The following is a 22,473-nucleotide window of genomic DNA, read 5'->3' on the forward strand; positions in this document are numbered from 1 at the left end:
TTGGCCTTGGCTTTGAAAGATTGCAGCGGATGGTATTGGTTTCTCAAAGAAAGAGAGAAAGAAGTATTGGTTAACTAATGTTAACTTTTATTGTAGCACTCCATCTGATCCCAGAGCAAAACAACAGCAAATAAAAAAAACAACATTAAAAAATAACAACAAAAAGCTAATAGCCTTTGGAAGAGCAGTTGTGTTTGTTAGAAACAAGTGGGTATGATATAGTAAAGTGCGAAGAGAAAGGGGTTTTCACGATGCCGAAAATGCTGATATTAGACGGAAACAGCTTAGCGAATCGCGCTTTTTATGCTTTACCTTTGCTAACAACATCCGATGGACGCCCAACCAATGTGCTGCAGGGTTTTTTGACGATGTTATTTCGTTTAGAACAAGAACAACATCCGGACTACTGGGTGGTGGCTTTCGATAAAACTAAGGCAACAGTACGTATAGAGCAGTATGCAGGATATAAAGCCCAGAGAAAAGCAACTCCTGAAGGTTTGCGTCCGCAATTCGACTATCTCAAAGAAATTCTTGCCGAGCTGGACGTGCCGATGCTGGAACTTGCAGGCTACGAAGCAGATGATCTCATCGCGGCCGTGACAAAGCAAGCTGAAGCGCAGGGGATGCAGATTCAGGTCTACACCGGTGATAGAGATGCTTTACAATTGATCTCGCCTAAGACCCATATTTACTTAACGAAGAAGGGAATCAGCGAGGTAGAATGCTACGATGAGCATGCTTTGTGGGAGCGTTATCAGCTGCGTCCCCACCAAATTATCGATTTAAAAGGCTTGATGGGAGACACTTCCGATAATATTCCCGGTGTTCCGGGCGTTGGGGAGAAAACTGCCCTAAAGTTGCTTTGGGAATATGAAACAGTCGAGGGCGTTTTAGCGAATGCTGAGAAGGTCTCTGGGAAAAAACTGCAAAGCAGTTTAAAGGAATATGCAGACCAAGCAAGATTAAGTAAAACTTTAGCAACGATGTTAACGGAGATTCCTCTGGAATTTTCCTTGGAGGACTTTATTTATCGTTGGCCTCAAGCGAATAAAGTTCTTCCCGCTTTAAATAAATATGATCTAAGAAATGTCGCACGCATATGGCAGGAGCGTCACTCCAAGGATGAAGAGGCAAGGCAGGATACTGCAGAAATGTCCCTAGCAACCTGGCCGGTCCGTGAGCTTTCTGAAGAAGGTTGGTTAACTCAGATAGAGGAATGGCAAAACTCAAAAACTGCCCTCACGTTGACTTGCCGTTATGAGAAGACCGGGCTGCAAGGGGGACACTGGCTTGAGTGGGGAGCTGCTGTTTCAGAGGAGACCTTTAAACTGTCTCGGGAAGACGTATCCTCAAAGGTTTCTGAGGCATGGCTTGAGTTGTTGGCAAATGAACAAGTACCAAAGATTTTGGCTGATTCGAAAACGGTGGACTTATTGCTTGGGAACGAGAACAAGTGCTTAAAGGGAGTGTCCTTTGACCTTGGCTTAGCATCTTACTTGATTCAGTCGTCCCGCACGAAGTTTGCTCCTCTGGATTTAGTCAAAGAATATGTTCCTATGATAGACGCTTTTGAAAGTATTGCTGAGGAGGCTGCAGCTCTGGCCCAAGTTACTCCGAAATATCAAAAAGACCTTGAAACTTTGGGCTTGGAAGATTTGCTGCATACGATTGAAGAGCCTTTAAGTCTGGTCCTGGCTCAAATGGAGCGACAGGGGATTGGCATTGATATTCAGCAATTGGAACATTTCGGTGAGGGAATCAGCATTACCTTAAAACAATTAGAACAAGACATCTATGATTTAGCAGAAACGTCCTTTAACATTAATTCTCCCAAACAGTTGGGGACGATATTGTTTGAAAAACTCGGATTAGTTGCTGCTAAAAAGACTAAAACGGGATATTCTACAGATGCTGAGACGTTGGAAGAGCTTCGTTCAGCCCATCCGATTATCGGGAAAATTTTAGATTATCGTCAGCTAAATAAACTTATGTCAACCTATGTTAATGGCTTACTTGCCCAAGAGAAAGAAGGCAGAATTCATACGACCTTTCAGCAGACCGTTACAGCAACGGGACGGCTGTCCAGTACGGAGCCTAATTTGCAAAACATCCCGATTCGCTTGGAACAAGGGCGGCAGTTAAGAAAAGTCTTCCACGCAACTGAACCGGGTTATCTCCTTCTTTCCGCAGATTATTCTCAGATTGAACTGCGTATTTTAGCCCACTATTCTCAAGATCCCCTCCTCTGCGAGTCTTTTGCCTTAGGACAAGATGTTCATACCAGAACCGCTGCCGAAGTTTTTGGGGTTTCCTTGGAAGCAGTTACCTCTGATATGCGCAGAAGTGCCAAGGCCGTCAATTTTGGGCTTGTCTACGGCTTAACCGAGTTCGGTTTGTCCAGGGATTTGGGAATTCCCCGCAAAGAGTCTAAGTTTTATATTGAACAATATTTTAAACGGTATAGCGGCGTAAAATACTATTTGGAAAGCGTAGTCGCTCAAGCTAAACAAGATGGACAAGTCCGTACTTTATTTAATCGTCTGCGCCGGATTCCTGAATTATATCATGCTAACAGGGCTCAAAGGCAGCTAGGAGAACGGATTGCAATGAATACACCGGTTCAGGGAACTGCGGCAGATATTATGAAGTTGGCAATGATTCAAGTCGCAGAAGGGATAAAACCCTATCGAGCTGCTGTTCTCCTGCAAGTCCATGACGAATTGCTGCTCCAAGTTGCTCCGGAGGATTTAAAGAAGGTAGCTCTGATTTTAAAAGAAACCATGGAAAATGCTTTTCCTTTATCAGTTCCCATGACAGTCGATTGCAAAGTCGGACCAAATTGGTACGATATGAAGCCATATCAGCCTAATGATAATAAGGAGTAGTTATGCCGGAATTACCAGAAGTCGAAACCATTCGACGAACTTTAGCAGCACACATTAAGGATTTAAGAATAAAAGACATATCCCTTATTTGGCCCTCCGCTGTTTGTGGCTGGAAGGATAAAAGTTTTAAAGAACTAGTCCTGGGACGCCGCATAACAGGTCTTGATCGGCGGGGAAAATATCTCCTCATCCGCTTGGATGAGGAGATGACCTTAATCGCCCATATGCGCATGACAGGGCGGCTTAATTATTATCCGGAACATAGAGAGCCGGAAAAGCATACCCATGTAGTCCTTACTTTGGAGCATGGTGAGGTGCATTTTTCGGATGTCCGGAAATTTGGCAGAATACAAGCTATTCCTACTTTACTATGTGTCAAAGAGTCTTCACTAAGTAAGCTTGGCCCGGAACCCTTGGAACCTGAGTTTACGCACAATGTTCTGAAAGATTGTTTAGCCAGGAAAAGAGTTGCCATTAAGGCCGCTTTGCTGGATCAGCATGTCCTTGCCGGGTTAGGGAACATCTATGCGGATGAATCTCTTTTTCGAGCGGGTATATCTCCTCAGCGTCAAGCGGATACTCTTTCAGAAGAGGAGATTAAGCACCTGCATCAAGCCATTAGGGATGTCTTACAGGCAGGAATTGATGCCCGAGGGACTTCTTTTAGAGATTACAGAGATGCTAATGGAGAAAAGGGGCTGTTTGAACAGGCTCTCCAGGTTTATGGCAGAGGGGGGGACCCTTGCCGTATTTGTGGTGAAACTTTACAACGCTTGCGTTTAGCCGGCCGCACAACGGTCTATTGCCCAAAATGTCAAAAGTAACGTTCACTCAGCGGTAACGTCCAATCAGCCCGTTTTGAAGGGCTGTTTTTATGGGCAAGTTATCGACATAAATCTCAGGTAAGCACGAGGTATACACAATGAACGAGTTATTTGTCAATCGGGACTATCCATCCTCATGGTCAGATAGAATTCTTTCTCAACTGCGGGCCGACTGTGAAAATTGTTTTGGTTTGTGCTGTGTCGCACTCTATTTTTCGGCTTCAGAAGGTTTTCCAATAGACAAAAAGGCAGGTCAGCCCTGCCTTAACCTGCAATCTGATTTTCTCTGTCATGTTCATAAAAATCTCCGGGAACTTGGCTTAAAAGGATGTCTTGCTTTTGACTGTTTTGGAGCAGGTCAAAAGGTTTCCCAGATCAGCTATGTCCGCAAGGATTGGCAGAAAGATCCGGAATCGGCAGAGCAAATGTTTGAGGTGTTTCTAATTATGCGGCAGCTTCATGAATTACTCTGGTATTTAACTGGAGCGCTGATCTTGAAGGCGGCCTCTCCTATTCACGGCGCAATCAGCGCCATGCTTGAGAGGATAGAAACCTTGACTGATCAAAGACCAGATTTGGTCCTGGAACTTGACGTGGCTGCCCTTCGAAATGATGTCAATGTACTGCTCTTAAAAGTCAGCGAACTTGTACGCGCTGATGCCTGCCTGGAGCAAAAAGTTCATGCAGGTCGGCGAAAGACATTTTCACGGGGAGCCGATCTTATTGGTAAAGATTTAAGGAAGTTTGATCTCAGAGGGGCCAATCTGAGGGGAGCATATCTTATTGCTGCTGACCTGAGAGGAGCCGATCTCAGCGATACAGATTTTATCGGTGCTGATTTTCGTGACACAGACATTAGAGGAGCTAATCTAAGTAGGAGTATTTTTCTTACTCAAGGACAAATAAATGCCGCTAAAGGTGATAACAGCACCCTGTTGCCATACTCGCTCCTTCGCCCGGCTTCCTGGAGTTTCAAGAACCCATAGGGCCAAACTGAGCGATCATCATCCTTTAAAGGGCGGCATCCGATCTGGATTATCATTATAAATTGAAATGACCGGATACCCGGTCATTTTTGAATATTATCCATTCTTAAGACTCCCACTTTTACAAGTGGGAGTGGTTCTCGTTCTTGCTTCGTTGGGGGGAGAGTCTATCCCTTCAGTGCGATAGAATTTGTTACGGGCTAGGCGCTTCCGGCGAAAGTGTCCACAGGACACTTTCGTCATCGAATCCCCGATGTTCAGCTTTAGCTTAACGAGTTCACTTTGTTCTGTGTTAAATTATAAAACCCTTTGAGCCCCTTTATAGGCGTTTAGCCAATAGGATGAAGTTAGTGGGTAAATGGCCACACCTTTGTGAGTTGTAGCACTAATGAATTGTGAGTTACCGAGATAAATACCTACATGGTCAATGGTTCCGTTTCCAGCTGTGGAGAAAAAGACTAAATCACCAGGTTTCAGGTCTCCATAGGATTCTGAAGTCCCGACTTTTGCCTGATCCTGGCTGGTACGAGGCAGATCTATACCTTGAGAAGCGAAAACATATTGAGTAAAACCGGAACAGTCAAAACCATTAGGAGTAGTGCCGCCCCATAAATAAGGTATTCCAAGCAGACTGTTGGCTTTGGCAATGATCCCATCAATTGTAGGAGAGTTTGTGGCAGAGGCTTGGGAAGCTTGGGAAGCTTGGATGGATTGGGTAGATTGGTCCTTATCTAAGGCGCTCTGAGTCAGCGGACCAACGATTCCATCAACTTGGAGATGATCAGCTTGTTGAAAATTCTCCACAGCTGAAAATGTTTTGGAACCAAAAATTCCGTCGATTGGGCCGACAGTATATCCTAAATTAACTAATTCTTTTTGCAAGGTTACGACATTATCACCAGTAGAGCCTAATTTCAGGAGAGTTGCAGCCTGGACTGTCGGTGCGAAGGTTACCAGGTTTGTAAGAATAAATGTACTGGCTGCTAAAAGTTTAAGTTTTTGACTCCATTTATTAAATGTATAATTCTGCTGCATTTGTTACCTCCTAATGAATTTTATCACTTGTTAAGTTTTACGTGCGCAATGTTCACGGACAAGTTATGGCTTAAATCTTAGCATCTAAAAACTCATATGAAAAGTAAAGGTTGTTGGTTTAAAGACCATATTCTTCCTAATACTTAGCTTTTCAGCGGGAATGTTGTTATAAAAAGTAAAAAATTTAATGGTCAATGAAAACGGAAGAATGACAGAGGAAGTAAAAGAGATAATTTGAAAAGTTACTTAAAATATTAAAGATAATTCAAAATATCTTCATAATATTGGCAAACATATGTAACTGAAATTTAAACATCAGATTTAGTAGTTGGATTTCTTCAAAGTAATAGATCTGTATGACAAAAACTGAGGTAAGTGTTAACCACTTACCTCAGTAATCATTTATTTTATCCAATTTTTTAAGCCCCCCACTTCTATAAGTAGGGGTGGGTCCTTCGTTAACTTCAGGTGGGGTAGAGTCCTCCTTCGCCTCTAAGTATTCCTATTGGGAAAGGCGGCTCGGCAAAAATGTTCACTGGACATTTTTGTATCTGAAGCCCCGATGTTCAGCTTTAGCTGAACGAGTTCACTTTGAAAAACTCTAGTAATTATAGAAATGACTCTGTAATTGTCAAGGCTTAGTTCCTATATTATCCCAACTCTTATTTGCTTGCTAGATCTGCTTGCTGAGCAGATGATTCAAGGTTTAGCCCTATTGCTTCCGGTTCGTGGTTCATCCGAGATAACTGAAGTACGGCTATCCAGACTATTGCAAAACCAACCCATTGCCCCAGATCAATAGTCTGATGTAAAATCAGCCAGTTAAGAAGCAAGCCGGTTGCAGGAAAGGCAAGTTCTGCGATGGTAGCATGAGAAGCCTTCACGCCGTCTAACCCCCGGTAGTAAAGGAGCAAACTTACAAGGCTTGGTACGAGCGTTTGAAACAAGAGGTTTGCCCAAACAGGTGCCAGACTAAGGGCTTTGCCAATGATAAGCCAGTTTGGATGTTGTACTAAGATAATGACTGTCAACAAAGGCAGAGCAACAGCGAATCGAAGTGCCGTTAACGTGGTAAACGACAATTTGCCAACGAGATGTTTGCCCATCACCGTAGATCCTCCCCAAAGTGCAGCGGCGCCGATGGCAAATAAGGACCCGATAAGCTGTGAGGTGTTTGCGGCGGTAGTTGGAATGTGCAGACCAAAGGTGAGTAAGTAGGCACCAATGAGTGCAGCGATAAATAATTTCCAATAGTTTTTCCGCAGTTGTTCCTTAAGGACCCAGGCGGCAAGGAGGACGGCAAAAATCGGCTGTAGTTTTTGCAGGATGAGAACAACATTTGGATTGCCATAAGTAAATCCGGCAGTAAACAGGATCGAAGCTACGGCGGATCCGCCCCAGCCGATGAATATGACGGCTAACCAGTCAGCGAGCTTTAATTGCCGCAGCTCCTGACGTTTCCAGATAAGCACTGGAGCAGCAAAGAGAAACAATAATATATGTTCCATCCAGACAATTTGAGAGGATGTCACATAGTGGAGCAATGTAACAATAAAGACACCGTCAAGTCCCCACATGGCCGCTCCAAGGGCGATCCACCAAATTGCCCAAGGAGATGATTGCTTTTTTTGCATTAAATCCAAACCCTCCATATCTTATAACATGTATTTGAATTGAACCTTCACATGTCACAAAAAGAAAATTGTGCATGAAAAATACCCCGAGAAACAATTCCTTTCACGAGGCATATACGAGGGACCAGGATAGCAGCTTGGCTAAACCTAGTCTTTACCTTCTCTCGTCCGGACTTTACCGTCGGCCTTGGAATTTCACCAAGTCAGTCGATGCATCGTTAAGGCTGCATCGAGTCGCGGGCTGAATTGCACAGGCAATCGTCACCGCCGGTAGGGAATCTCACCCTGCCCCGAAGGATCAAATTCAGTTAATGAAAGTATAACAGAATTTATTGTTTAAGGGTAGCCTTATATTATAAAACTATTTCTCATCTCGAACTTCGCAGGTTGAAATTCCTAGAATATTACTTACCGGACAATATCTCAGTAATCCCGTTGCTATCCCCAGGAGTCCGATAAGCCCCCACCAGCTTTTGAAGGCCAGACCTAAAAGCACAATAATTGTTCCTATGATAATTCTAACAATTTGCTCGGTTTTTCCAACATTACATATCATACAATCACCCCCTTATTATTTTTTCCCATATCTTGAAGGGTTAATGCAATTTAAGAAAGAGACTATATGAGAAGGGAGACAATGATATGGCTTAGAATAAGACTATTAAAATAGAACTAGAACATTAAAAAGAGGGAAATTCTAAAAGGCAGCGAATTAAATTTGGAGAACTTAAAGGAGGGTCTTTTTTGGCGAAAAAGCAAAGTTTAATTAAAGTAATAATGGAAATTGCAGAAATTCTGATCTTTGCCTTTATATTATCGTGGGGTTTACGAAGTAATGTGGTGGAAGCGGCAACGATACCGTCGCCGTCAATGATGCCTACTATTCATGAACAGGATAGAGTCATTGTAGACAAGTTGTTCTATAAATTTACAGGAATACAAAGGGATGATATCATTGTTTTTAACCCTCCAAAGAATTTGGATTCCAGTGGGGACTATTGGATCAAGAGAGTTATTGGATTACCTGGAGACAAAGTTCAAATTACGAACGGGAAGGTCTATATTAATGATCAACCTCTGACAGAACCCTTTGAAATGGAAGCTCCTAATTATAATTACGGTCCTGTGGTTGTTCCCAAAGATGCTTATTTTTTACTTGGCGATAATCGCAATCATAGTCTCGACAGCCATTATTGGGGAGCTTTGCCTGCCAAGGAGGTCGAAGGAAAAGCAGTTTTAAGATATTGGCCCTTGCAGCGGTTTGGAACCTTAGCTAAGTAATTAGAAAGATTCATGATAAGGGAGAGTCTCCTGGAAAGGACTCTCTTCTTTATTTCATGAATTTCAGTTAGAAAGATGGGGGACCATTTGACCAAAACATCTCTACAATCATTTGGCCGTTAATTGATTACACTTCCCGCATTTTAGTTCTCGGTTCAATGCCTAGTGTTCAGTCCCTAAGAGAATAACGATATTATGCCAATCCTCAGAATCAGTTCTGGCGGATTATATATACGATTTTATCTATGCCTGTAGAGTCTGATTATACCCGGAGAATCAAGTTTTTTGTTGTTCCGTTCCGTTGACTTAACCTTAGCATACACCTACTTGAATTTTTAAAGCAGGAGGATAATTCTATCATGACTTACAAAGCTGTTATTTTTGATCTTGATGGGACGTTGGTTAACTCCCTTGAGGATATTGCTGACTCAATGAACCTGGTTTTGAAAACCTTAGACTTGAAAGCGCATGACCTGGAAGCCTATAAATATTTTATAGGAAATGGTATCAGAAACCTGGTTAGTCGAGCTTTACCTGAAGAATCCAGAGAAGAAACCTTCATTACAGAATGTTTTGATTTGATGATGAGGGAATATCGTAAGCGATGTCTTGAAAAAACGAGACCTTATGAGGGTATCCCTGAGCTGCTTGATGAGCTGACAAAACGTAAACTTAAGCTTTGCGTTTTGTCTAATAAGGTAGATGAACTGACTCGGAAAGTTGTAGCGGCTCTTCTTGCGGGTTGGAAGTTTGAAGTTGTTTTGGGACCTAGAGAAGATATTCCTAGGAAACCTGACCCCACAGGCGCTTTATACATCAGTAAGAATTTAGCTATTCCACAGACCGAGATTATTTATCTGGGAGATTCAGGTGTTGATATGCAAACGGCAGCTGCTGCCAAGATGTACGGGGTGGGAGCTCTTTGGGGCTATCGAGGGAGAGAGGAATTAATTCAAAACGGTGCTCAACGTTTAATTAGCCATCCTTTGGAATTTTTAGAGCTCTTGTAGGAAATAATTGTTACAAGAAGGAATCTTTAGCATAATATAACCTTCCTTCGGACATCTTAGTTAATTAGAGAATTATTTAGACGATAGTGTTTGGTTCGGAGGGGTTACTGTGCGAGTTTTAGCCTTTTTACTCGCGTTAACGATTCTTTTTCTTTTAAGTTTAGCGATAAAAGCAGAGGTTGATTTTCGCTATCGGCGAGTAGAGGAAAAAGATCATCTGGAAATTGATTTTCGAGCATTACATGGAATTTGGCATACTCAATATCAAATTCCAACACTCCAATTAGAATGGGAAAAAGGTCCGGAATTAGAAATAGATCAAGTGGCTGAAGGAAAGGGCGGCAGGCGAAAAGCAAAATCAAGCGTACGTTTCCGATATTTCCGCGGAGGCTGGATCTATCGGCTTTGGCCTAAGCTGAGAAATTATGTTCATCAATTAGTTTGGTTAAAGAACAAGTTTTATGGCGGAATCCATTGCAAAACGATAAAATGGCGAATTGAGATTGGTTACAAGGATGCGGTACAAACAGCGATGGCTGCAGGAGCTTTTTGGAGCCTGTTTGGATTTGCCCTCGCCCGTCTCTACAAACAAGTTATCGTAGAGGTTAAGAATCCTGAACTTGTGGTCGTTCCACAATTTAAAAAAGAAGGATTTTTATGTGATATTCAATGCATATTCCAATTAAGAATCGGTCATATTATTTTTGTTGGATTTAATGCTGTGCGTAGTTTCAAGCGGGCTAGAAGGGGGTAGTAGCATGGGTAATCATCCTATAGAATTATTGATGAAAACAGCCATGGAAAGTATCCAGCAAATTGTTGACGTTAATACCATTATTGGTGACCCGGTAGAAACCCATGATGGATCCGTTATTATTCCAATATCACGGGTAGCTTGTGGTTTTGCAGCAGGGGGCAGCGAATTTTCCCCGCCCGATCAGCAGAAAGAGAACGGAAATAATACAGGGGATTCAGCCAACCAACTTCCTTTTGGAGGCGGTGCAGGTGCCGGGGTATCTGTACAACCCGTAGGTTTCTTAGTCGTTGGCAATGGAACCATTCGCCTGCTGCCAGTCGATAGTAATGTCGTTATTGATCGTATCTTAGATACAGTGCCAGATCTTTTAGACAAATTGTCAGGAATGCTTCACAAAAAAAGGAAACCCTCTGATGAAATTATACTGGCCAGAGAATAAGTTCTAGCCGCCCAAAATACATAAGGTACTATTCAATAAAAGAACGAGAAGATCTCGTTCTTTTTTGTCCGCCTTTTTCATAGATTTTTTAAGGGGGGTGGGCTATGGTTAACCTCATCTGGCTGATCATGTTAGTCATCGGCATTTTGATTTCAGCAATTAATGGGCAGATAGAAATTGTCACGGTTTCGGCGATGAAAGCGGCCGAATTAGGGGTCGAGGTGGCCATTGAACTTATCGGAGTAATGAGTTTATGGTTGGGATTGATGCGTTTAGCCGAGGAAGCGGGAATTGTAAAGGGAATAGCCCGTCTTTTTGGGCCCGTCGTTCGTCTCTTATTCCCAACCCTAAAACCGGGTAGTCCGGCCCTTGGAGCCATAATTATGAATTTAAGTGCCAACATTTTGGGATTAGGAAATGCAGCGACTCCTTTTGGACTAAAAGCTATGCAAGAACTGCAAAAGGAAAATCCTACGCCGGAAACGGCAAGTCCTGCGATGATAACATTTCTCGCCCTGAACACCTCGTGTATAACTCTAATACCAGCAACAATTATTGGGGTAAGGCTGAAAGCCAATTCGGCTAATCCAACAGAAATTATCGGAACAACTATTATTGCAACGGGATGTGCTATGACTTCGGCTATTATTGCGGATTATCTTCTCCGTAGGAGGACAACAAAATGAAGGCAATTGCTGAAATTTCACGTTGGGCGATTCCGCTGCTTCTTTTGTTTATCCCGGTGATTGCCTTTTTGCGTAAAGTACCTGTTTATGAATCCTTTGTGGCAGGAGCTGAGGAGGGGTTCAATACCGGTGTTCGAATACTTCCGTTTTTAATTGGCATGTTAGTATCAATTCGAATCTTTGTTGATTCAGGAGCTTTGAACATCCTAGCCCATTGGCTGCAGCCGATATTTGCTTATTTTGGATTGGACTCAAACGTGGCGGCAATTATTCCTTTAGCGATAATGCGTCCGTTAAGCGGATCTGGGGCCCTTGGAGTGGCGACTCAACTGATAAACCAATACGGTCCTGATTCATATATAGGACGTTTAGCGTCTACCCTTCAAGGAAGTACAGACACAACATTTTTTGTTTTAACAATCTATTTTGGATCGGTAGGTATTCGAAAGTATCGCTATGCTCTTAAATTAGGATTATTGGCCGATTTTATAGGCTTAATTGCTTCGATCTGGATTGTGACAAAAACGTTTTAATGAATTATTTCTGCGCATACTAACAATATCCGAAAGGAGGAATTTGTTAGTATGCTTTACATTCTTTTACCAGCCTATAACGAAGCCGGTTCTCTTCCGGTGCTGCTCGACAATATTGAACAGACCTGTGCTCATATTCCTCATTTAATTATCGTAGTTAATGATGGAAGTACTGACACGACACCTGAGATTATTACGAGGTACACTCAAATTTATTCAACGGTGCACCAAGTTAACCATGTTCAAAATCAAGGCCTAGGAGCAGCCTTAAACAGTGGATTTCAATACGTTTTAAACTATAATGCAACGCATAAGCCATCCATGACAAGTGTTCCGGATGAATTTCCTGATATGGTCGTAACTATGGATGCTGATAACACACAACCAGCTGATCGCATTCCCTTGCTATTGGAGGCGATTCGCTCAGGTGCAGATTTGGCCATTGCTTCAAGATTTGTTGAGGGCGGAGAACAATATGGTCTTTCTTGGCTGAGAAAATTACTTTCTTGGGGAGCGGGAAAAGTCATGAATTTTTTCCTGCCAATTAGAGGTGTCCATGATTATTCCTGTGGTTATCGTGCTTATCGGCTTTCTTTATTGGCCGCAGGGACAAGGCAATACGGGCCGAACATTATTCAGAGCCGCAATTTTTCCGGAATGGTAGAATTGCTCTTGAAAATAGCTCCCTTTGCAGATCGTGTGACAGAAGTTCCGCTAAAACTTCATTACGAATTAAAACAAGGTGCAAGCAAAATGAAAATTTGGGCTACGATTTGGGGCTATGTCCAGTTAATATACCAGATAAAACGACAAAGGTGGAGTCTTGTCGAATGGGTCGAAGAGTAAGATGGTGTTTGTTGGGATTCATTCTAGGGATTGCTTTACTCCTTCGCCTCAAGGGGATTACAAACCCCTTACTGGATAATCAAGGATGGCGGCAGGCTGATACGGCCAGTATCGCGGTTCATATGCTTAGCCATCTGACAGATTTCCCCAAAGTCCTGATACCTCAGCTGAATTATGACGGTGTAGTACCTCAAAACGTTGAATTGGAATTTCCCTTGTTTCCCTATTTATTGGCATGGACATGGAAATTATTGGGCTGGGCAGATATCTGGGGGCGGCTTTGGGCTATAGCTTTATCATTGCTGGCAATTTACGGATTATATGATTTAGGGAAACATTTGATTTCCGAGAGGGCAGGTTATTTGGCGGCAGCGATTTATACCTTATTGCCTCTGTCGATTTATTACGGAAGGGTGGTAATGCCTGAGCCAATGGCTCAAGCTTTAAGTATTTGGGCTTTGGCTCTTATTATTCGCTGGAGAAAATCGCCTGAGAAAAACGATGTCTGGATGATTGGAGTTATGATGGCAGGGGCAATATTAGCTAAGCTGCCGCAGTTAATGTTGTTTCCTGTTGCTCTGCTGTTTGGCTTTTACCCTTGGAGACAAGCGTATCGGAGGGAATTCATCAGCTATTGCTTGATTGCACTGGGTTTCCCAATGGTATATTATTTATGGGTACATATGAATGTCAGCTCCTCAAGCCAATTTGTATCAGGAATTATAACCAGTCAAGTTGCAGGCTCTAAACATTTGAATTGGAAACCACTTCTGAAAAATTTACATGATGGTATAACAAATAGCGCCATTTTTCTGTCGGGAATGGGCTTATTAAGACTCTTTTTTAAGCGATTTTATGGACGAATAGCCCTTTTAACATGGGTAATCATTGCCTTGCTTTATCTAGGCATTGTCTGTGTTCGTATTCCCTTGGATTATTATCTGGTTCCAATTATGCCTCTGGCTGCTTTATTAGGTGCTTACGCTTTAGAAGGATGTAAAAGGTTCCAACTCGTTCTTGTTCTCCTGCTCCTAATAGTACTCAACCGAGGATCTTATTCATATTTAAAACCTAAATATCAATGGGATCCGGAATACTTGACCCAGGCAGAGTGGATAAAGGATCATACACCTTCTTCTAGTGTTCTGGTTTTAAGCGATCCGGTACCTATGACATTTTATTATGCCCATCGTGTGGGCTTTCGGCTTTCTGAAGTGTTAGATATGGGATATGAGAAATCTCCGGACAGAGTGCTCTCGCAATTTCCGGGGGATTATTTTATTCGACTTCCGAAAACCCAACAACACGAACTTTTCTGGGAAAAGGTTGAAGAAACTTACCCTGAAATCGGACCGGGGGTTTTTGCTCTCAAACAACCTAAAATTAGAAAGGCTAAGTGAACTCGTTCAGCTAAAGCTGAAACGAAGGACCCACCCCTACTTATAGAAGTAAGGGACCTAAAAACCGGATAAAAGACCATAAAGAGGATAATAGCGAAAAGGAATGAGAAGTTTCATGGAGGTTAAATACAAACATGAAAAAAGCCCGGAATCCGGCGAACGGCTGCAGAAAGTGTTGGCTCAAGCTGGAGTCGCCTCCCGCCGCCAAGTTGAAAAATTAATTCAAGAAGGACGAGTGAAAGTCAATGGTTCTACGGTATCTGTATTAGGAACTAAGGTCCGTGCCGAAGATGAGATTATTGTGGATGGAGTTCCCGTTAAAAAGGCTGAGGAACTGCATTATTATTTGCTGAATAAACCGGTAGGAGTAATTTCGAGCGCTCAAGATCCTCGGGGAAGACCAACTGTTGTAGATTTAATGAAAAATGTCCCAGTTAGAGTGTATCCGGTGGGTCGGTTAGATTATGATACATCGGGTTTGCTGATTATGACAAACGATGGAGAACTAGCCCATCGCTTAATGCATCCTTCCTACGGGGTGAATAAAACTTATAGGGTTTGGGTTAAAGGCCCGGTAGAACTGGAAGCTCTGGAACAGCTAAGAAAAGGGGTTGAACTTGAAGATGGCAAAACCGCTCCGGCTAAAGTTATCAGCAGGAGCGGTCATAAACAACATTTGCTTGAAGTCCTGGAAGTGACGATTCATGAAGGGAAAAACAGGCAGGTGCGGAGAATGTTTAAATTTGTCGGTTATCCCGTTGTTCAATTAGAGCGCATAGCTTATGGGCCTTTAACCTTAGATGGACAACGTTTTTCAGCAGGAAACTATCGATCTTTAACCATTGAGGAAGTAAAAAAGCTTCGCTTATTAGTTGGACTGTCTTAACCAATAGGATAAAGAGGATGATCTATGGAAGTATTCCATTTTTCGATGTCTTTTCCTCCAAAAGCTCCTAACGCATTGGCGACTGAATTTTGTTTTTCATGATTGGTTGTAATAAGGACAAGCCAATGTCCGGTTCTGACTTCGTGCTCATAATGACGAGCCCGTTCCGCAGAAATACCATAGACTAAGAGGGCTTCTGTCAATCCACGTCCCTGGGGTTGATGCATCAACAGGTTGGCTATAGGTCCGGCTGCTGCCACCTCGCCAAGATTGGGAACGTTAAAAGGGGGAGCTTGAACAAGCCAAGCGTTAAATTTGTCAAGATTAATTTCGCTCGGATAGTAGGCCAGCTCATTAGCAATTTCTTCTTTGAATTCCCCTTGATGCAGATAATCGCTGAGAACAACAACAGAAATTTTACTATTGGCTAAGGATTCTCCTTGGATCTCTTCAATTGCTTCTTTTGTCTGTTGTGGGCCTTTAAATATTGCAACCACAGTTTTTCGCATATTCTAATCTCCTTTGACAGCATTTCCTTTTCCTTATAATAAGGTTAGTATGTCCACAAAGTGTGAGCATATAGCAAATTAGGCAGGAGAAAATAATCCCTATGGAGAATATTTTGCTTAAACAATAAAAAAATTGTAGGTTTATATAGAACGGAGAGATCAGAGATGAAAATACGGATCGGAGAGGAACTTTTAACGGAACATGTCCGGGTGAGGATTCGTTTGGATTTTCGTGGAGAAGCACACAGCGGACGTTTCTTTTTCGGAAGTAAAAGTAAAGAACAAGTAGCTGAAGCAACGAGGGAACAGCAGGTTGCTGTTTTGCGAAATGTCCCACTTCAGGGAATTATGATAGAGGATGTTGATTTGAGTCTAGATGTCTACACAGTTACAGAAGGTTCGGGACGAAGAACCCAAGAGTCGGCATTGGCGCCTATTATTCTTACTCTTAGGGTGGAAAATCTCGATGATTTATTGCCACTATTAATTAAACCGGAATTCCGTAAGATTGAATTTCTGAGTCCGGAAAGTATTTCATTACATCGCCTGGACATGGAGCGATTGTTATTCCGTTTAAGTCAATCTTTTCAACAGGAACTTAAGGCTATAGAACAAAAGTACTTGCGCTAGAGATCATTAGATTTAACGTATTAATTTAAATTATAAAATTTTGCAACAATATGAAAAATTAAAAATAATTAAATAACTTACTAAATAATTTATTCACAAAGATCCTAACATATTGTAATTTTTTCAATATTATATTATTCTTAAGGGGAGGTGAGAGACAGTACATTTTTTCTAATCTACATATTGTTTGTGAAACAGAGTTTTGAATATTGAAATAGTTTTGAATAAATATAACTAAATCTAGTTTAATATTCACATACAGCTCTGTAAATTAAACAATATAATTAAATCTACTAAAAATAGAATATTTTTCTAAAGTAAGATTCGAATCACTCTTTGCTTTTATTTTTTGTTCTAAAAATTCGGAATTGGGCCCCAAAATTATTAAAGTTTGATAATAAGTGAAACAAAGAATTTAATAGCATATTGAAATTTTCATTCTTTAGAGGTAGTATATTAAGCAGGTTAATGGTCTGACAGTCAAACAATCAGCCATTTCCTATAATCTTAGAAGAGAAGGAGGGTGAACGTAGTATAAGTTAATTCTAAATTGGAAACGCTCTAGACATAATTAAATGAAAGGTGGAATTAAACAAATGCCATGGACACAGAATTACGCTGCCCTTGGAAATAGCATTCCATTAACCGCGCTTGCTGTTTCTCTGCCTATTTTTTATCTGTTTTGGGCTCTTGCTATTAAACGAATGAAAGGGCATATTGCAGGTACTACTACGCTCTTATTTACGATTATTGATGTTATTCTCGTTTACAAAATGCCAGTTGGCCTTGCTATTTCAGCAAGTATACTCGGAGTAATCAATGGATGGTTCCCGATCGCCTGGATTATTGTAGCCGCAGTTTTTCTATATAACTTGACAGTTGAAGCAGGTCAGTTTGATATTATTAAAAGTTCAATTGCCTCTTTATCTGATGACCGTCGACTTCAAGCCCTTCTGATTGCATTTTCCTTTGGTGCCTTCCTCGAGGGGGCTGCAGGATTTGGTACTCCAGTAGCTATTACCGCTTCCATCTTGGTGGGATTAGGTTTTGAACCACTTTATGCTGCAGGTATTTGCTTAGTTGCTAATACTGCACCGGTAGCTTTCGGAGGAATCGGTTCTCCAATTGTTGCTGCTGCTGCTTCTTCGGGAATTAATCAAGATATTATTGCAGCCGCAATCGGACGTCAATTACCATTTCTCTCCGTGTTTGTTCCCTTGTATCTGATCATTTTAATGGCCGGTTGGAAAGGCGCTAAAGAAGTTCTCCCCGGAATTGCCGTTTCCGGTATTACCTTTGCCGTTGCGCAATGGTGGTCCTCAAACTATCTCGGAGCTTTGCTTCCTGATATTATTGCCTCGATCTTCTCTCTGATTTGTACGGCTATCTTGCTGAAATTCTGGAAACCCAAGAATATTTGGCGCTTCCCGAACGAAAAGAACGTCAAGATCGAGCAACATCAAAAATATACCGGTGGTCAGGTTTTAAAGGCTTGGTCTCCATTCATCGTTCTTACAGTTATGGTAGGAATCTGGGGTTCTAATCCTTTCAAAGATTATGTTACCAAACAGCTTAAATGGTTTATCATGATTCCTCATTGGCCTGGTCTCGATGGCTTAGTTTATAAAGCTGCACCAATTGTTAATAAGCCTACCATTTATGCCGCTAATTATAAGTGGGATTTCTTCCTAGCAACTGGAACAGTCATTCTATTCGCTTCTATCATCACTATGATTATTCTCAAAATCAGCCCTGCTCGAGCCGGTAAGGTTGCTGGATCTACTGTAAAGAGTCTCATCTATCCGATTATCACCATTGGTTCAGTACTTGGATTCGCTTATATAGCTAACTATTCCGGACTTTCTTACACCCTTGGCTTATTCTTCTCCCTTACTGGACACGCGTTCCCATTCTTCGCTCCTATCTTAGGATGGCTCGGCGTATTCTTAACTGGATCCGATACATCGGCAAATGCTCTCTTCGGACAATTGCAGCGTGTTACCGCTACTCAAGTGGGAATCAACCCTATCCTCACCGTTGCTGCCAACAGCTCTGGTGGTGTCGTAGGAAAAATGATCTCTCCTCAATCCATCGCTGTTGCTGCTGCAGCTACAGACTTAGTTGGCCGAGAGTCAGATCTCTTCCGCTTCACAATTAAGCATTCCTTGTTTATGTTGGTTCTTATCATGTGTATGACTTATATTCAGGCCTACTTCGTGCCTGGTATGATGCCGATCTTACACTAAGGGTTAATCATTTAAAATGGAACGTGGGAAGGGGTAGTTTAACCCTTTCCCACTTTTTCATGCCAGCGTAAAGTAAGTTGGCAAGTAAATTGTTAATTATATAAATTTGTCAATTCATTTATCTAAAATTCTCATATTGAAATTTCAATACAGTTAGATTATTATTATATATATCAAAGATATGAAGATTGTTTTTTATTTTGCTTTTGTGTGGTCTGACAATCAGACATTAAAAAGGGGGAAACAAAATAATGTTAGCTCGTGAAGTTGTGGAAGAACTTATACAAGTGCTCGGTCGTGAAAATGTTCTTACAGAACAGGAAGATTTACTGACCTATGCCTACGATGCAACTGCGGCTTTGAAACATCAAAAGCCGGATGTTGTAGTTTCGCCCATATCTACCGAACAGGTCGCAGAGGTCGTGAAAATTGCCCAGCGTCATCAAGTCCCGATTTACCCCCGGGGGTCAGGAACCAATCTTAGTGGGGGAACTGTTCCCATCCAGGGGGGCATTGTTCTTTCAATGCTCAACCTGAATAAGATTCTTGAATTTGATCAGGATAATTTAACTGCTACTGTTCAACCGGGTGTTATTATTCAGACCTTAAATGACGAAGCAGCCAAACATGGCCTGATTTATCCCCCTGATCCAGGAACCGTCACTACAGCTACTATGGGCGGGTCAGTGTCTGAATGTTCCGGAGGATTACGAGGTCTGAAATATGGTGTTACTAAGCATTATATAATGGGGTTAACGATTGTTCTGGCCAATGGCAAGGTCATTCGCTGGGGCGGAAAAACTGTCAAGAATGTTACGGGCTATGATTTAGTGGCTCTTTTCACAGGTGCTGAGGGAACTTTGGGAATTATTACAGAAATGATCGTCAAATTGATCCCGGCTCCTGAGACGAGAAAAAGTGTTTTAGGTGTTTTTGATAACCTTGATAAGGCTGGCAATGCCATAGCGGCAATTATTCGTAATAAGGTCATTCCAGCGACCCTGGAAATCATGGATAATGTGACCATTCAAACTGTAGAGCATTTCGTTCATGCCGGACTCCCTCTGAATGCTGAAGCAGTACTCTTATGTGAGGTGGATGGTTACAAAGAAGTTGTGGAACGTGAGTCCGTATTAGTGGAGCGTATATTAAAAGAAGAAGGCGCCGTCGAAGTTAAAGTGGCTAAAAACGATCAGGAACGTGATCTTCTCTGGCTTGCACGCCGCAGTGCCCTTCCTGCTTTGGCACAGAAACGCCCGACGACCGTTCTTGAGGACGCTACTGTTCCGCGGAGTAAGATTCCTGAAATGCTTAAAATAGTCCGTAAAGTTGCTGAAAAGTATAACCTTCAAATAGCAACCTTTGGGCACGCAGGAGATGGAAACCTGCACCCAACGATTTTAACGGATGTACGTGATGAGGACGAAATGAAGCGGGTTCATCTCGCCGTCGACGAAATTTTCCATGGGGCTATTGCTCTGGGTGGTACCCTTTCGGGAGAGCATGGAATCGGAGTTGCCAAAATGGACTTCTTAAGTTTGGAATTTGGTGAAGCGGGAGTAGAAGCCTTGAAGGCGATCAAAGAAGCCTTGGATCCCAACTATATGTTGAACCCTGGCAAAATTGTAAGGAGGGATTAATCGTGTCCGTATATGATTCTTTGGATTCGATTAACGAGGAACTCCATAAATGTATGAAATGTGGCAACTGTCAGGCCGTTTGCCCAATTTATAAGGAAACGCGCCAAGAAGTTGGAGTTGCACGAGGGAAAATAAGCCTGGCAGAATTTATTCTCTCAGGCGAGGCAGAAATGACTGAAGGCATGGCTGAGCGTTTTTCTCTTTGTACCACGTGCATGGCTTGTAACCAAAATTGTCCATGTGGAGTTCGTTTTGATAAAATTATTTTAGCGGCTAGAGCAGAAGCGGTTCGTAAAAAGGGTCTGCATCCTGTTAAAAAGATCGCCTTTACAGCCCTGAAGATGCAGCGCCTTTTTGATTTTGGCATGAAAACAGGCAGCGTTTTTCAAGGGGTCGCTTTGAAGCATTTACCTCACAAAAGTGATCGCCTTGCTCGGATGCGTTTTGACATTGGCATAGGAACAGAAAAAGTATTCCCGATGCTTGCTAAACGTCCTTTACGATCTGAGCTGCCTGAAGTTGTCAAGGTTAAAAATCCCAAAATGAGGGTTGCCTTCTTTACAGGATGTATGATCAACTATTTTTACACGGATATCGGTAAAGCTGTCGTTGAAGTTTTGGCAGAAAATGATATTGAAGTTGTTATTCCTAGAGGACAAGGTTGTTGTGGGATACCAGCATCAGTAAATGGAGACACTGTGTCAGCCCGTGCACTTGCACGACGAAACTTACGAGCGTTTGAACGATTGGGCGCAGATGCTTTAGTTGTTGCTTGTTCTTCAGGAGGAACAGCTTGGAAACATGTCTTTATGGAGCTTTTGGAGAATGACCCGGAATTCAGCAGTCTGGCCAAGAAGTGGTCGGAAAAATCCTATGACATTTCGGAGTTCCTGATCCACAAAGTACCCTTTAAGAAAGAAGGCTTGGGTCGCGTTGACCGTAAGGTGACTTATCATGATCCTTGCCATTTAAATCGTGGACAAGGTATTAATAAAGAACCTCGAGAGATTCTCAAAAGTATCCCTGGAGTGGAATTGATTGAAATGAAAGAGCCTGGCCGTTGCTGCGGTATGGCTGGATCGTTTAGTTTGGTTCACCCGGATCTTTCCGTTAAGATTTCGGATCGAAAAATTGCCGATATTTCTCAAACTCAAACGAATACTGTAGCTACCGGTTGCCCTGCTTGTCGCTTACAGCTGCAGAGCGGTGTCGAAAATGCGGGTATTCAGGAACAAGTTATGCATACGATTCAAATTCTGGCGGAATCCTATCGTGCCGGTAAAAAAGGATCGAAGTAATTCTAACCTCAAACCAAATCTATAGGATGTTATTTTGAGGACGATAAACTAAATGGAAACACTAATCAACTAGTGTTTCCTCTTTTATTATAGAAAATATTGGATTTTCCCCTATACTCATGCTAAACTAAAAAGTATGATAGAATATTCATGTAGAATTGTGAATTGCTAGCTATTGGAGGAGAACGTGTTAACAAGGAGTGAATAGGGTGATTTTAAAACCCATAAAGACCCAAAAAATTTATGAACAGATTGTAGATCAAATCAGTCAACTTGTCATCGATGGCCATCTGAAACCCGGAGACCGTTTACCATCAGAACGTGAGTTGGTTGAACGATTTAAAGTTAGTCGATCCTCCATCCGTGAAGCTGTAAGTGCCCTGGAACTAATGGGCCTTATCGAGGTTCGTTCCGGAGAAGGAATGTATATCAGACAGGTTAACGTTGATTCGGTAGTAGCTCCTTTAGCCTGGATGCTGTTCATTGAAAAAGATTCTGATTTAGAACTCTATGAGGCTCGGAAGGTTCTTGAGGTGCAAGCTGCCGGATTAGCAGCGGAGAGAGCAGAAGAGGATGAGATCGCCGAGATGCACAAATATCTGGAACTTATGCGAACTGATCTTCAATTAGAACGAACCGGAGAAGAAGCCGATCACCATTTTCATTATTCCATCGCTAAAGCTACCCACAATAAGATCTTGATTCGTCTTATGAACACGATTTCAGATACCATGCGCATAACTTTGAAAACCAGTCGTGATATACTTGCATCTGATAAAAATAAGCCCCAGAGATTGTATGACGAACATTTTGCCATTTACGAAGCGATACGATTGCACGATATTGAACAAGCCCAAAAATTGATGCTGGATCACTTAGTTGGTGTGGAGAATGAATTGGCAAAGGATTTGCTTCGTAAGTACAAATAAAAGAGGCGGAAACACTAGA

At 42.1% G+C, this 22,473-nt stretch carries 21 protein-coding genes and 1 riboswitch; of the genes, 17 read left to right on the forward strand and 4 right to left on the reverse strand.

Annotated features, from left to right (window positions below; genetic code table 11):
- The first annotated feature begins 251 nt into the window (after nt 1-251).
- From polA to ACPUYX_RS04615, 3 genes are all read left to right on the forward strand, one after another.
- Entirely contained in the window at nt 252-2,885 is a 2,634-nt protein-coding gene (polA, locus tag ACPUYX_RS04605) for a DNA polymerase I (RefSeq protein ID WP_426378541.1), read from the forward strand.
- Between the two features lie 2 nt (nt 2,886-2,887).
- Nucleotides 2,888-3,709: a bifunctional DNA-formamidopyrimidine glycosylase/DNA-(apurinic or apyrimidinic site) lyase gene (mutM, locus tag ACPUYX_RS04610; protein ID WP_426378542.1), complete on the forward strand. Its 822-nt coding sequence runs from the start codon at nt 2,888-2,890 to the stop codon at nt 3,707-3,709.
- Between the two features lie 98 nt (nt 3,710-3,807).
- Nucleotides 3,808-4,695, forward strand: a complete 888-nt coding sequence (locus ACPUYX_RS04615) for a pentapeptide repeat-containing protein (protein WP_426378543.1) — start codon at nt 3,808-3,810, stop codon at nt 4,693-4,695.
- 297 nt (nt 4,696-4,992) lie between these two features.
- On the opposite strand, the gene ACPUYX_RS04620 is transcribed toward ACPUYX_RS04615, so the two are convergent.
- From ACPUYX_RS04620 to ACPUYX_RS04630, 3 genes are all read right to left on the reverse strand, one after another.
- Nucleotides 4,993-5,730, reverse strand: coding sequence for a C40 family peptidase (locus ACPUYX_RS04620; protein WP_426378544.1), 738 nt, complete (start codon nt 5,728-5,730; stop codon nt 4,993-4,995).
- 662 nt (nt 5,731-6,392) lie between these two features.
- Nucleotides 6,393-7,364 (reverse strand): DMT family transporter, encoded by a 972-nt coding sequence (locus ACPUYX_RS04625; RefSeq protein WP_426378545.1) that lies wholly within the window; start codon nt 7,362-7,364, stop codon nt 6,393-6,395.
- Nucleotides 7,365-7,516: 152 nt separating this feature from the next.
- A riboswitch (FMN riboswitch) is annotated at nt 7,517-7,666 on the reverse strand.
- A gap of 59 nt (nt 7,667-7,725) precedes the next feature.
- Complete coding sequence (locus ACPUYX_RS04630; protein WP_426378546.1) at nt 7,726-7,920, reverse strand: YgaP family membrane protein; 195 nt, start codon at nt 7,918-7,920, stop codon at nt 7,726-7,728.
- A 188-nt stretch (nt 7,921-8,108) separates the two neighbouring features.
- Here ACPUYX_RS04630 and lepB point away from each other — a divergent pair, with 188 nt between their 5' ends.
- The 9 genes from lepB (at nt 8,109) to ACPUYX_RS04675 (ending at nt 15,202) form a co-directional block, all read left to right on the forward strand.
- Nucleotides 8,109-8,645: a signal peptidase I gene (lepB, locus tag ACPUYX_RS04635; protein WP_426378547.1), complete on the forward strand. Its 537-nt coding sequence runs from the start codon at nt 8,109-8,111 to the stop codon at nt 8,643-8,645.
- Nucleotides 8,646-9,004: 359 nt separating this feature from the next.
- A complete protein-coding gene (locus tag ACPUYX_RS04640) occupies nt 9,005-9,655 on the forward strand; it encodes an HAD family hydrolase (RefSeq protein ID WP_426378548.1) in 651 nt (216 codons plus the stop codon).
- A gap of 109 nt (nt 9,656-9,764) precedes the next feature.
- Nucleotides 9,765-10,409 (forward strand): DUF2953 domain-containing protein, encoded by a 645-nt coding sequence (locus ACPUYX_RS04645; protein WP_426378549.1) that lies wholly within the window; start codon nt 9,765-9,767, stop codon nt 10,407-10,409.
- A gap of 4 nt (nt 10,410-10,413) precedes the next feature.
- On the forward strand, nt 10,414-10,851 hold the full coding sequence (gene ytfJ, locus ACPUYX_RS04650) for a GerW family sporulation protein (protein WP_426378550.1): 438 nt from the start codon (nt 10,414-10,416) through the stop codon (nt 10,849-10,851).
- A gap of 104 nt (nt 10,852-10,955) precedes the next feature.
- A complete protein-coding gene (locus tag ACPUYX_RS04655; protein WP_426378551.1) occupies nt 10,956-11,537 on the forward strand; it encodes a nucleoside recognition domain-containing protein in 582 nt (193 codons plus the stop codon).
- Nucleotides 11,534-12,070 carry a spore maturation protein gene (locus ACPUYX_RS04660; RefSeq protein WP_047809223.1) on the forward strand — a complete coding sequence of 179 codons (537 nt, stop codon included), beginning with the start codon at nt 11,534-11,536 and terminating at the stop codon, nt 12,068-12,070. Before ACPUYX_RS04655 ends, ACPUYX_RS04660 begins: the two co-directional genes overlap by 4 nt.
- Nucleotides 12,071-12,121: 51 nt before the next feature.
- Complete coding sequence (locus ACPUYX_RS04665) at nt 12,122-12,916, forward strand: glycosyltransferase (protein ID WP_426378552.1); 795 nt, start codon at nt 12,122-12,124, stop codon at nt 12,914-12,916.
- Nucleotides 12,901-14,316, forward strand: coding sequence for an ArnT family glycosyltransferase (locus ACPUYX_RS04670; RefSeq protein ID WP_426378553.1), 1,416 nt, complete (start codon nt 12,901-12,903; stop codon nt 14,314-14,316). The genes ACPUYX_RS04665 and ACPUYX_RS04670 overlap by 16 nt, the downstream gene beginning before the upstream one ends.
- 115 nt (nt 14,317-14,431) lie before the next feature.
- On the forward strand, nt 14,432-15,202 hold the full coding sequence (locus ACPUYX_RS04675) for a pseudouridine synthase (RefSeq protein WP_426378554.1): 771 nt from the start codon (nt 14,432-14,434) through the stop codon (nt 15,200-15,202).
- On the opposite strand, the gene ACPUYX_RS04680 is transcribed toward ACPUYX_RS04675, so the two are convergent.
- Nucleotides 15,199-15,711 carry a hypothetical protein gene (locus ACPUYX_RS04680; RefSeq protein WP_088189530.1) on the reverse strand — a complete coding sequence of 171 codons (513 nt, stop codon included), beginning with the start codon at nt 15,709-15,711 and terminating at the stop codon, nt 15,199-15,201. The two genes, ACPUYX_RS04675 and ACPUYX_RS04680, sit on opposite strands and share 4 nt — an antisense overlap.
- Nucleotides 15,712-15,876: 165 nt before the next feature.
- Here ACPUYX_RS04680 and ACPUYX_RS04685 point away from each other — a divergent pair, with 165 nt between their 5' ends.
- The 5 genes from ACPUYX_RS04685 (at nt 15,877) to ACPUYX_RS04705 (ending at nt 22,454) form a co-directional block, all read left to right on the forward strand.
- Complete coding sequence (locus tag ACPUYX_RS04685; protein WP_426378555.1) at nt 15,877-16,341, forward strand: hypothetical protein; 465 nt, start codon at nt 15,877-15,879, stop codon at nt 16,339-16,341.
- Between the two features lie 596 nt (nt 16,342-16,937).
- On the forward strand, nt 16,938-18,587 hold the full coding sequence (locus ACPUYX_RS04690; RefSeq protein WP_426378556.1) for an L-lactate permease: 1,650 nt from the start codon (nt 16,938-16,940) through the stop codon (nt 18,585-18,587).
- A gap of 251 nt (nt 18,588-18,838) precedes the next feature.
- Nucleotides 18,839-20,227 carry an FAD-binding oxidoreductase gene (locus ACPUYX_RS04695; protein WP_426378557.1) on the forward strand — a complete coding sequence of 463 codons (1,389 nt, stop codon included), beginning with the start codon at nt 18,839-18,841 and terminating at the stop codon, nt 20,225-20,227.
- 2 nt (nt 20,228-20,229) lie between these two features.
- On the forward strand, nt 20,230-21,525 hold the full coding sequence (locus tag ACPUYX_RS04700; protein WP_426378558.1) for a (Fe-S)-binding protein: 1,296 nt from the start codon (nt 20,230-20,232) through the stop codon (nt 21,523-21,525).
- 209 nt (nt 21,526-21,734) lie between these two features.
- A complete protein-coding gene (locus ACPUYX_RS04705; protein WP_426378559.1) occupies nt 21,735-22,454 on the forward strand; it encodes a FadR/GntR family transcriptional regulator in 720 nt (239 codons plus the stop codon).
- Nucleotides 22,455-22,473: the final 19 nt, after the last annotated feature.

Origin of the sequence: Desulfosporosinus sp. SYSU MS00001 (assembly GCF_049943955.1) — a bacterium.
Classification (GTDB): domain Bacteria; phylum Bacillota; class Desulfitobacteriia; order Desulfitobacteriales; family Desulfitobacteriaceae; genus Desulfosporosinus.